This window comes from Sphingomonas sp. (assembly GCF_042096255.1).
Lineage (GTDB): Bacteria > Pseudomonadota > Alphaproteobacteria > Sphingomonadales > Sphingomonadaceae > Sphingomonas.
Window position 1 is genome coordinate 1 of the sequence record NZ_JBELLZ010000029.1, and the last position, 11,779, is coordinate 11,779.

Genomic DNA, 11,779 nt, shown 5'->3' on the forward strand with positions numbered 1-11,779 from the left:
GGTCTGCCCGCGGGCGTCTTCTCCTATCTGCCCGGCACCACCAACGACCTGGGCGGGGCGCTGGTCGCCGATCCGCGGATCAAGGCGGTGGGCTTCACCGGCTCGCGCGGCGGTGGCCTGGCGCTGGTCCGCATCGCGCAGAGCCGGCCCGAGCCGATCCCGGTCTATGCCGAGATGTCGAGCATTAATCCGGTGATCCTGTTCCCCGCCGCCGCCAAGGCGCGCGGCGCCGAGCTGGGCAAGCAGTATGTCGCGTCGCTGACCATGGGCGCGGGGCAGTTCTGCACCAATCCCGGGCTGGTGATCGCGGTGGAGGGCAGCGAGCTTGACGCCTTCACCACCGCCGCGGTCGAGGCGATGGGCGCCGCCGCCGCGCAGCAGATGCTGACGCCGGGCATCCACGCCGCCTTCGAGAAGGGCGTTGCCGCGCTGGAGAGCCACAAGGCGGTCACCACCGTCGCGCGCGGCCCGGTGGGCGAGGGCGTCAACCAGGCGCAGGGCGCGCTGTTCACCGCCGAAGCGCAGGCCTTCGCCGCCGATGCGGCGCTGAGCCACGAGGTGTTCGGCTCGTCCTCGATCGTGGTCCGCGCCAAGGACTGGAACGAGGTGGCGCAGATCGTCCGCGGGCTGGAGGGCCAGCTGACCGCGACCCTGCTGTTCGACGAGGCGGACGAAGAGCTGGTCGCGCCGCTGGTGCCGCTGCTGGCCCAGCGTGCGGGTCGCGTGCTGGCGAACGGCTGGCCGACCGGCGTGGAGGTGAGCCATGCGATGGTCCATGGCGGGCCGTTCCCCGCGACCAGCGACACCCGCACCACCTCGGTCGGCGCGCTGGCGATCGACCGCTTCCTGCGCCCGGTCTGCTTCCAGAACCTGCCGGACAGCCTGCTGCCGGAGGCGCTGCGCCAGGACAATCCGTACAAGGTCGCCCGTCGCATCGACGGCACAATGACCGCAGCCTGAGAGGGGAAAAGATGACGCTGTCGTTGATCCAGTTTCGCCGTGCCGATGGCACGCGCGGGGTCGCCGCGGTGCGCGGTGGCGGGGCGCCGCGGGAGGTGCCGGGTGCCGGGACCACGCTGGCGCTCGCCCGCCAGGCGATCGCCGAGCGGACCAGCCTCGCCGCGCTCGTCGAAGCGGCGGGGCAGGGCGCGCCGCTCGACCTCGACAGCGTCACCCTCCTCGCACCGATCGACCATGAGGATCCTGCGCACCTGCTGATGACCGGCACGGGCCTGACTCACCTCGGCTCGGCCGAGGGACGCGACAAAATGCACCGCGCCGCATCCGAAGCCGCAGTGCAGACCGATTCGATGAAGATGTTCCTGATGGGCGTCGAAGGCGGCAAGCCGGCGAGCGGCGCGGGCGTCCAGCCCGAATGGTTCTACAAGGGCGACGGCAGCTGCCTGGTTGCGCCCGGCGCGCCGCTGCCCTCGCCTGACTTCGCCGAGGATGCAGGCGAGGAGCCCGAAATCGCTGGGATCTACCTGATCGCGCAGGACGGCACGCCGGTGCGGATCGGCTATGCGCTCGCCAACGAATTCTCCGATCATGTCACCGAGCGGGGCAATTACCTGTGGCTGGCGCATTCCAAGCTGCGCCCGGCCGCGCTGGGGCCGGAGCTGCTGGTCGGCGAACTGCCCGCGCATGTCGAGGGGACCAGCCGCATCCTGCGCGACGGCGAGGTGATCTGGGAGAAGCCGTTCGTGTCGGGCGAGGCGAACATGTCGCACAGCCTGGCGAACCTGGAGCATCACCACTTCAAATATGGGCTGTTTCGGCGCGCAGGCGACGTCCATGTCCACTTCTTCGGCACCGCGACCCTATCGTTCAGCGATGACGTGCGCACGCAGGACGGCGACGTGTTCGAGATCTCGGCGGCGCCGTTCACGCTGCCGGTGCGCAACCCGATCGGCCGTGCGGCGGCCACCAGCGTGGAGGTCCGCGCACTGTGACGCCGATCCGGACTGCCATTGTCGGGCTCGGCAAGATCGCCCATGACCAGCACATCCCGGCGATGGCCTCGCTCGACGAGTTCGCGTTCGTTGCGGCCGCCAGCCATCGCGGGCATGCCGATGGAATCGCGATCTTCCGCACCATTGACGAGTTGCTCGCTTCCGATGTCGCGATCGACGCGGTGTCGATGTGCCAGCCGCCGCAGGCGCGCTTCGACGACGCGGCAAAGGCGATCCGCGCGGGCAAGCATGTGCTGCTGGAGAAGCCGCCCGGCGCCACCTTGTCCGAGGTGGAGGCGCTGGTGCGCCTGTCCGAGGCGGCGGGCACGACGCTGTTCGCCGCGTGGCATTCCCGCTTCGCCCCGGGTGTCGCGCATGCGCGCGCCTGGCTGACCGAGCGGCGGGTGTACAAGGTGGCGATCGTCTGGAAAGAGGACGTGCGCCGCTGGCACCCCGGCCAGACGTGGATCTGGGAAGCGGGCGGTCTGGGCGTGTTCGATCCCGGCATCAACGCCTTCTCGATCGCGACCGAGGTGCTGCCGCGCCATTTCTTTCTACGCGATGGCACGCTGGAGATCCCGTCCAATTGCGCGTCGCCGATCAAGGCGCAGCTCAACATGGTGGGGATGAGCGGCGCGCCGGTGACAGCGGACCTCGACTTCCTCCAGACCGGGCCGCAGACTTGGGACATCACCGTTGAGACCGATGCGGGCACCCTGGTGCTGAGCGAGGGCGGCGCCAAGCTGAGCATCGACGGCACGCCGCACCATGTCGGCCCGGAGCGCGAATATCCCGCACTCTACGAGCGGTTCGCCAAGCTGATCGCCAATGGTCAGAGCGATGTCGATCGCGCACCGCTGCGGCTGGTGGCCGATGCGTTCATGCGCTGCCGCCAGGTGCAGGTGGCGCCGTTCATCGAGTAGGAGCGGGGCGGGGTTTTGATCCTCCCCCGACGGGGGAGGATTGTAGCCTACGGCCGCATCGCGACGCGCGTGTCCTCCAGCGCCAAGTCGACCAGGACCCGCATCGCATCCGTCGCCGCGGCGGGATCCTGCGCGGCGATCGCGTCATAGACGCGGGCATGGTCAGGGATGGGATTGCGCGGCAGCTCGCGCCGGCGCTGCTTGAATTGCGTGGTGAGGTTCACCGCCGCGCCGATGCTGGCGGAAAGCACCACCAGCGCGTCATTGTGGCTGGCGCGCAGAATGGCGTTGTGGAAATCGCGGTCCGCCGCGCGTCCCGCTTCGTTAGCCAGGGTGAGCCGGCGCATCGCGGTGAGCGAATCCTTCATCACCTTGAGGTCGGCGCGGTCGCGGCGTTGCGCGGCGAGCCCGGCTGCCGCGGGCTCGACAATGGTGCGCAGTTCGAAGAGCGACCGGACGAAATCGATGTCGGGCTCCCCGGCGAACGCCCAGGCGAGCACGTCCGGGTCAAGCAGGTTCCAGCGCTCGCGCGGCAGCACGCGCGTGCCCGCCTTGGGCCGGCTCTCGACCAGGCCCTTGGCGGCGAGCACCTGCATCGCCTCACGGTAGGCGCTGCGCGACACGTTGAGCTGCTCGGCAAAGGCGACCTCTCCCGACAAAGTATCGCCGGGTGCATATTCCCCGGAGACGATGGCGGTGCCGATCTTGTGCGCAATCGCCCCGTGCAGGCGCCGGCCCGTCCCCCGCGGCGCGCGCATCGCGGCAGCGCCGTCCTGTTCGTCCATCCCCTGCATCTCCCCCGATCATATCAGGTCCCGGCAACAACCGGTGACAATAATGCGATTGACTTGCCGCGGTCATATGTCGGAGTAAAGTCACAATCGTGAGCGCCGTCGACCGGCGCAGGCAGGGAGAAGATGATGAAGGGAATACGCGCCGCCGCTCTGGCTGCGACCGCGCTCGCTATGGCCGTGCCATTCGCAGCGTTCGCGCAGGAGCGCGCCACCGCCACCGTGCGTGCCGACACGCCGGGCCCGGCCTATGACAAGCGCATCTTCACCCAGTTTGCCGAGCATCTGGGCAAGGGCATCTACGACGGCCTGTGGGTCGGCCCGAATTCGCCGATCCCCAACACCAACGGCTTCCGCAACGACGTGATCGCCGCGCTCAAGAAGCTGGGCGTGCCGGTGGTTCGCTGGCCGGGCGGCTGCTTCGCCGACGAGTACCACTGGCGCGAGGGCGTCGGCCCCAAAGCCAAGCGCCCGGTGAAGATCAACACGCACTGGGGCGGCGTGACCGAGCCGAACACCGTCGGCACGCACGAGTTCATGGAGCTGGTGGAGCAGATCGGCGCCGAGCCCTATGTCGCCGGCAATGTCGGCAACGGCACGCCGCAGGAAATGGCCGAGTGGGTCGAATACATGACCTCGCCCGCCGGCAGCCTGGCCGACGAGCGCGCCGCCAACGGCCACAAGGCGCCTTGGGCGGTGCCCTATTTCGGCATCGGCAACGAGCTGTGGGGCTGCGGCGGCAACATGCGCCCGGAATATGCCGCGGACCTGACGCGCCGCTACGCCACCTTCGTCAAGGCTCCCAAGGATACCCGCATCCTCAAGATCGCGGCTGGTGCGAACGTCGACGACTACAAGTGGACGGAGACGATGATCCGCGAGGCGAAGGGGCAGATCGACGCCCTGTCGCTCCATTATTACGTCGTGCCGGGCAGTTGGCCGCCGCGCGCCAACTCCAGCGAATTCGACGAGACCAGCTGGGCCGAGACGATGAGCTTGTCCCTGAAGATGGACGAGCTGGTCACCAAGCATTCGGCGATCATGGACAAGTACGATCCCGAGAAGAAGATCTGGCTTGCGGTCGACGAATGGGGCACTTGGTACCGTACCGATCCCGGCGTGAACCCCGGCTTCCTGCGCCAGCACAACACGCTCCGGGATGCGCTGGTCGCCGCGATCCACCTCAACGTCTTCGCCAAGCATGCCGACCGCGTGAAGATGAGCGCGATCGCGCAGATGGTGAACGTGCTCCAGGCGATGGTGCTGACCGACGGCGCCAAGATCGCGCTGACGCCGACCTATCAGGTCTTCATGATGTACAAGCCGTACATGGACGCCACGGTGCTGCCGATGACGGTGCAGGCGCCGACCTATGCCCAGGGCAAATGGTCGATGCCCTCGGTCAGCGCCTCGGCGGTGCGCGACAAGGCGGGCGTTGTCCATGTCGCGCTGGCCAACCTCGACCCGAACAAGAGCGTCACCGTCTCCACCACGCTGACCGGTGTCACCGCGCGCGGTGTGACCGGGCAGGTGCTGACCGCCGATGCGATGAACGCCACCAACGGCTATGGCGTCGCGCCGACGGTCGCGCCGGTGACCTTCAACGGTGCCAAGCTCTCGGGCGGGACGCTGACCGCGACGCTCCCGGCCAAGTCGGTCGTCATGCTGGACCTGAAGTGATGCGCTGGGCGGCGCTTGCGGCGCTCGCGCTGGCGGGCGCCGCTCCGGCTCAGCAAGTTTCATCGGGGGAGCCGCTCAACGCGCGGCTCACCGGCGATCTCGTGCCGACGCACGATCCGGTGATCATCCGCGAGCGCGACACCTATTACGTGTTCAGCACCGGCAGCGACGAAAGCGGCCGGATGATCCGGGTGAAGACCTCGACGGACCTGGTCAACTGGAAGTCCGCGGGCGCGGCGCTGGACCGCCTGCCTGACTGGGCGACCAAGGCGGTGCCGGGCACCCGCGACATGTGGGCGCCCGACATCTCCTTCGTGAACGGGCGCTACCGGCTCTACTACGCCGTCTCCACCTTCGGCTCGAACCGCTCCGCGATCGGGCTGACGACCAACGCCACGCTCGATCCCACGTCGCCCAACTACAAGTGGCGCGACGAGGGGCTGGTGGTGCAATCTACCGAGGCGAGCGACTTCAACGCGATCGACGCCAACTTCGTCGCCGATCGCGAGGGAAATCACTGGCTGTCGCTCGGCAGCTTCTGGACCGGGCTCAAGCTGTTCCGCCTTGATCCGAAGACCGGCAAGCCCGCCGATCCGAACGCCAAACCCGTGTCGATCGCGCGACGGCTGGTGCCTGAAGGCGCGCCCGATCCGGTCGAGGCGCCGTTCATCATCGATCATGGCGGTTATTACTGGCTGATCGCCAGTTACGACTATTGCTGCAAGGGCAACGCCAGCACCTATTACACCGTGATCGGCCGGGCGAAGGCGATCACCGGGCCCTATCTGGGCAAGGACGGCAGTTCGATGATGCAAGGCGGCGGCACCATCCTGCTGCGCGCCGATTTGCCCGAGAAGAGCCGCTTCCGTGGCCCCGGCCATGCCGGAGTGCTGCGCGACAAGGGCACCGACTATGTCGTCTATCATGCCTATGACAAAGAGAACAAAGGCGCGCCGACCTTGCGCATCGCCCGGCTGAACTGGGCCGCGGACGGCTGGCCGACAGCGGAGAACTGACATGCTGCGACGTACTTTCCTGGCCGGTGCGGCCGCTGCCGGCGCTGCGCCCCTGCTCGCGCGAGCAGGCGGCGTGCCCACCATCGTCAATCCGGTAGTCAAGAACCGCGCCGATGCGCAGGTCTTCCGCCATACCGACGGCTGGTATTACCTGACCGGATCGGTGCCGGAATATGATCGTCTGGTGCTGCGCCGCTCGAAGACGCTGGCGGGGCTGACAACGGCGTCCGAGAAGGTGCTGTGGCGGCATGAAGCGAGCGGGCCGATGTCCGGCTTCATCTGGGCGCCCGAACTGCACCTGATCGACAACAGGTGGATCATGTATTTCGCGGCCGGGCCGAGCGGCGGCGGGGAGGACGTGTTCCGCATCCGCACCTATGCGGTGGTGTGCGACGGGCCCGACCCGATGGTCGGCAAGTGGAGCGTGCTGGGCAAGCTCCAGACCCAGTTCGACGGCTTCAACCTCGATTCGACCAGCTTCGTCCACAAGGGCGTGCGCTATCTGGTGTGGGCGGAGCGTGAGCCGGGGATCGAGACCAACTCGAACCTCTACATCGCGCCGCTCGCCACGCCGCTGACCTTTGCCGCCAAGCAAACCCGGCTGACGGTGCCGACGCTGCCGTGGGAGATCCAGGGCTTCAAGGTCGCCGAGGCCGCCGCGGTGCTCCACCGCAACGGCCGGCTGTTCATGACCTATTCGGCCAGTGCCACCGACGCGCGCTATTGCATGGGCATGCTGACCGCGCGCGAAGACGCGGACCTGATGGACCCGACGAGCTGGACCAAGAGCCAGGAGCCGGTGTTCAAGACTTCACCCGAGCACAAGATCTACGGCCCGGGCCACAACAGCTTCACTGTCGACGAGGCGGGCCGCGACGTGCTGGTCTTCCACGCACGCGACTATGAGAAGATCGAGGGCGATCCCTTGTTCGATCCCAACCGGCACACGCGAATGCAATATTTCCGCTACACCGCGGATGGCGTGCCGGACTTTGGCCTGCCCGTCGCCAACGGTCCGCTGAAGCGCATCTGATGCGGCCGGATCGTCGTCAGGTGCTCGCGGGCGGATTGGCCGCCGGCGGGGCCGCCGCCGCGCGTGGCGCGCCTGCGTCGCCGAAGCGCTCGCTCGCGCCCACGCCGCCGATGGGGTGGAACAGCTGGAACAGCTTCGCCACCACCATCACCGAGGCGCAGGCGCTGGAAACCGCGGCCATCCAGGCGCGTGAGCTGCTGCCGTTCGGCTACGACATCTTCACCGTCGACATTCAATGGTACGAGCCCGAGGCGAAGAGCTACGAATATAACGCCGATCCGCAGCCGGCGATGGACGCGAACGGCCGGATGGTGCCCGCGCCCAACCGTTTCCCGTCGAGCGCTAACGGGCACGGCTTCGCACCACTGGCGGCGCGGGTGCATGCGTTGGGCCTGCGCTTCGGCATCCACGTCATGCGCGGCATCCCGCGCGCGGCGGTAAAGCGCAATCTGCCGGTGCTGGGTACGCAACTGCGCGCCGCCGACATCGCCGACACCGCCAGCATCTGCGCGTGGAACCCGGACATGTATGGCGTGGACATGCGCAAGCCGGGCGCACAGGTCTACTATGACGGCCTGTTCCGGCTCTATGCGGACTGGGGCGTCGACTTCATCAAGATGGACGACATGAGCCGTCCCTATGACTCGCATGCCGCCGAGATCGAGGCGGCGCACCTTGCGATTCAGCGCTGCGGGCGGCCGATGATCCTCAGCCTCTCGCCTGGCGAGACGCCGGTGGTGCGCGCCGCGCATGTCCGGCGTCATGCCGAGATGTGGCGCATCTCCGACGATTTCTGGGACGAATGGGCGCAGCTGGAGGCGCAATTCACCCGGCTGGAAAATTGGAACCCGTACATGGGAGACGGTCGCTGGCCTGATGCGGACATGCTGCCGCTCGGCCGGCTGGCGCTGGGCCAGCGTGATACGAAGTTCACGCCCGATGAGCAGCGGACGCTGATGACGCTGTGGTCGATCGCGCGCTCGCCGCTGATCATGGGTGGGGACCTGCGCCACCTCGACGCGCCGACGCGGGCGCTGCTGACCAACCGCGAGGTGATTGCGGTGAATCAGGCGTCACGGGAGAACCGCCCGCACTTCATCGCTGACGGGATGCGCGTCTGGACCGCGCGCGCGGCGAACGGCGATCCGTATGTCGCGCTGTTCAACACCGGCGCAAAGCCGCGCGAGATCGCGGTGCGACTCGACCAGGTGGAGCTGGGGGGCGATTGGTCGGTCCGCGACCTGTGGACAGGCGCCGCTGCCGGCCGGGCGGATGGCGTGCTCGCGCGGATGGTCCCGCCGCATGGAGCCGGCCTCTACCGCCTGTCACACAGCTGACATTCAACCGACGATTCCGGCTTGCGCCCGACCCAGCATTGTCATAGCGAATGTCGGAGTAATGAGTGTCGTCAGAGCACTCGCATCCAAGCAAGGGGGGGACTCATGGCACCCAAGCCTTTCATTCTCGCATCCGTTTCCGCTTTCGCCCTGTTTGTCGCCGGCCAAGCCGCCGCGCAGGCCAATCCCGAGCAGCCCGGCCAGCCCGGCACACCGGAGGAGCAGGCGGGTACCACCACCGGCGGCACCACCGCGAACGATGCGGGTCAAACCGATCCCAACAACCTCGACCAACAGGATGCCGCGGCGGAGGACATCGTCGTCACCGGCGTGCGCGCGTCCATCGTCGGCGCGCTCAACCGGCGTCGCGAATCGACGCAGATCGTCGATTCGGTGGTGGCTGAGGACGTCGGCAAATTGCCCGACAATAACGTTATCGAGGCGCTCCAGCGCATCACCGGCGTCCAGGTCACCGATCGCGGCCAGGGCGAGGCGGGTGCGATCCAGATCCGCGGCCTGCCGGACGCGCTGACCACGCTAAACGGTCGCAACATCTTCAGCGCCGTCAGCCAGTCCTTCGCGCTCCAGGACGTCTCGGCCAACCTCGTCCGCCGCGTCGATGTGTTCAAGACGCGCGCCGCCGATCAGATCGAGACGGGGCTCGCCGGCCAGGTCGACGTGGTGACGCGGCGGCCGTTCGATTTCGACGGCTTCGCCCTCTCCGGCCTCGTCCGCGGCATCTACGACCAGGAAGCCGACAAGGTGAACCCCAACGCGGCGCTGCTGATCAGCAACCGCTGGGAAACCGGGATCGGCGACATCGGCCTGCTGGTCAACGGCAGCTACACCCGCACCAAGTTTCGCACCATGTCCGTCACCTCGGGTGCAATGGTGCCGTTCGCGACACTGTCGCCACCGGGGGGCACCACGCTGACTGGCTTCCAGCGCATTTTCCCGGCGCAGCGTGACCCGGTCACCGGCCAGTTCAGCACGGCCGTGCCGGGGCAGGGGCATTGGGACGCGGGGCTCAACACCGGCCTGTCGGTCGAGCCCGGCTCGACGATGCTGGTCAACGGTCCCAACAACACCACGTACGAGACCGAATATTGGCTATCGCGCGACGCCGCGTTCAGTTCGGACCTGTACGGCAAGCGCGAGCGGCCGTCGGTCAATGTCGCGCTGCAATGGGCGCCGAACGACAGCTCGGTCTATACGGCTGAGTTCTTCTACGCCGGTTTCCGCAACGAGCTGTTCAACAGCCTGCAGTTCAGCTTCGTCGACTTCTGGGCCAACCCGCAGGCGCCCGAGCTCTACGAGGGTACCAACATCGTCAAGTCGCGTGTTGCCAATGACGTGTACGGCTTCAACAGCGGCGATTACACCCGTTCGAAGACCGACAGCTTCGTCTACGCGTTGAACGGCAAGTGGAACCTGGAGGACCGCGGCAACATCGTCGCTGACTTCGCCTACCAGACCAGCACGTTCAACACGCAGTTCCTGGCGATGCGCACCGAGCGCGTCGCCGACCAGATCACCGTGGACTTCAACGCTGGCGGGGGGCTTCCGTCCTACCATTTCAGCGACGATGCGCTGCTGCGCGATCCCGCGGTGTGGAACATCGCCCAGCTCTACGACAACGCCAATCGCGACAAGGGCAGCGCGATCACCTTCACCCTCGACGGCAACTACACCTGGGACGAGGGCTTCCTGCGCCAGGTCAAGGCGGGCTTCCGCTTCGACAAGCGCAAGGCCTCCAGCGCGCTGCGCACGCAGGACGCGGGCGTGCTCGGGCGTCCGCTGACGACCTTGGGCGAGGACGCGCTGTTCACCAATTCCGGCTTCTACGATGGCCGCGCCGACGTGCCGACCAGCTGGGTGTTGCCGAGCGGCTACTGGCTGTACGACAATGTGGACCAGGTCCGCGGCCTCTATGGCCTGCGCACTTCCGACCAGCTGTCGCTGACCCAGGTGTTCGACGTCGATGAGCGGACCACCGCCGCCTACATCCAGGCCGATGGCGAGGTCTCGATCTTCGGGCGCCCGCTCAAGCTGCAGGGCGGCGTGCGCTTCGTCGCGGTGGACACGCAGGCGAACTTCATCGACCGCTTCAACAACAACCGCCCCTCGTCCGCGTCGCCCGGTTCCGACCGCTTCCTGCCGAGCTTCACCGCGCGGTACGAGATCACCAACAATTTCCGTGTCCGCTTCAATTACGGTGAGACGCTGCGTCGCCCGACGTTCGCGGACATCAACCCGAACTTCTCGCTGGTCGGCGATCTCACCAACCTCGGCTACGGCAGCGGCACCGCCGGCACCGCAAACCTCCAGCCGACCACGTCCAAGAACTACGACGTCGCGGTGGAATGGTATTTCGACCGCAACAGCGCGATCACCGTCACCGGCTTCCGTCGCGAGATCAACGGACTGGTCGTGCCGGTGAGCCAGCTCGAGTTCATCCCGAACAACGGCATCGTCGCGGGCGCGACCGACAACTTCGTCATCAGCCGCCCGGCCAATGCCTCGGATGGCGTGCTCAAGGGCCTCGAGATCGGGCTGACCTACTTCCCGACCTACCTGCCTTCGTTCCTGGACGGGCTCGGCTTCCAGGGCAGCGTCACCGTGCTCGACTCCAGCCAGAACGTGCCGGAGTTCAACACGCGCGGCGAACAGATCGGCGAGACCGAGACGAGCTTCTTCGGCGTGTCCGACCTGTCGTACAATGCCACCCTCGCCTACGACAATGGACCGATCGGTGCCCGCCTGTCCTATGTCTATCGCAAGGAATGGCAGGTGCGGAACGAGGCGCGGCTCTTCGCCAATCCGTTGGGCGTGTGGCGTCGGCCTGAGCGAAGCCTGGACCTCCAGTTGACCGCCAAGGTTACCGATCGTCTGGGCCTCACGTTCGATGCGGTGAACCTGACGCATGGCAAGCAGCAGGAATATTACCGCTACGGCAATGTCGGGGATCCTGCCAAATTCAACCTGGGTACCGTGCTGATCCCACGCACCTTCGCGCTGGGTGTGCGCTACAGCTTCGACTGATCTCT

General features: G+C 67.1%; 8 protein-coding genes and 1 pseudogene. 8 read left to right on the plus strand and 1 reads right to left on the minus strand.

What is annotated here, in order from left to right; translation table 11 throughout:
* From ACFDTH_RS07555 to ACFDTH_RS07565, 3 genes are all read left to right on the plus strand, one after another.
* Nucleotides 1-960 (plus strand): aldehyde dehydrogenase family protein (locus tag ACFDTH_RS07555; RefSeq protein WP_375286921.1); only part of this gene is annotated, 960 nt, incomplete at its 5' end.
* An 11-nt stretch (nt 961-971) separates the two neighbouring features.
* Nucleotides 972-1,952 carry an AraD1 family protein gene (araD1, locus tag ACFDTH_RS07560; protein WP_375286922.1) on the plus strand — a complete coding sequence of 327 codons (981 nt, stop codon included), beginning with the start codon at nt 972-974 and terminating at the stop codon, nt 1,950-1,952.
* Entirely contained in the window at nt 1,949-2,875 is a 927-nt protein-coding gene (locus ACFDTH_RS07565) for a Gfo/Idh/MocA family protein (protein ID WP_375286923.1), read from the plus strand. Before araD1 ends, ACFDTH_RS07565 begins: the two co-directional genes overlap by 4 nt.
* A gap of 47 nt (nt 2,876-2,922) precedes the next feature.
* Here the strand turns inward: ACFDTH_RS07565 and ACFDTH_RS07570 are convergent, their stop codons facing one another.
* The gene (locus ACFDTH_RS07570) at nt 2,923-3,660 is read right to left on the minus strand and encodes a FadR/GntR family transcriptional regulator (RefSeq protein WP_375286924.1); all 738 of its coding nucleotides are present in this window, start codon (nt 3,658-3,660) and stop codon (nt 2,923-2,925) included.
* Between the two features lie 132 nt (nt 3,661-3,792).
* On the opposite strand from ACFDTH_RS07570, the gene ACFDTH_RS07575 reads away from it, so the two are divergent.
* The 5 genes and pseudogenes from ACFDTH_RS07575 to ACFDTH_RS07595 all read left to right on the plus strand — a co-directional run bounded on the left by ACFDTH_RS07575 (nt 3,793) and on the right by ACFDTH_RS07595 (nt 11,774).
* Entirely contained in the window at nt 3,793-5,346 is a 1,554-nt protein-coding gene (locus ACFDTH_RS07575; protein WP_375286925.1) for an alpha-N-arabinofuranosidase, read from the plus strand.
* A complete protein-coding gene (locus ACFDTH_RS07580) occupies nt 5,346-6,362 on the plus strand; it encodes an arabinan endo-1,5-alpha-L-arabinosidase (RefSeq protein ID WP_375286926.1) in 1,017 nt (338 codons plus the stop codon). The genes ACFDTH_RS07575 and ACFDTH_RS07580 overlap by 1 nt, the downstream gene beginning before the upstream one ends.
* A gap of 1 nt (nt 6,363) precedes the next feature.
* Nucleotides 6,364-7,383, plus strand: a pseudogene (locus tag ACFDTH_RS07585) (family 43 glycosylhydrolase); the annotation flags it as partial.
* Nucleotides 7,384-7,394: 11 nt separating this feature from the next.
* A complete protein-coding gene (locus ACFDTH_RS07590; RefSeq protein ID WP_375286927.1) occupies nt 7,395-8,732 on the plus strand; it encodes a glycoside hydrolase family 27 protein in 1,338 nt (445 codons plus the stop codon).
* Nucleotides 8,733-8,837: 105 nt separating this feature from the next.
* Nucleotides 8,838-11,774, plus strand: coding sequence for a TonB-dependent receptor (locus tag ACFDTH_RS07595; protein ID WP_375286928.1), 2,937 nt, complete (start codon nt 8,838-8,840; stop codon nt 11,772-11,774).
* The last annotated feature ends 5 nt before the right edge of the window (nt 11,775-11,779 follow it).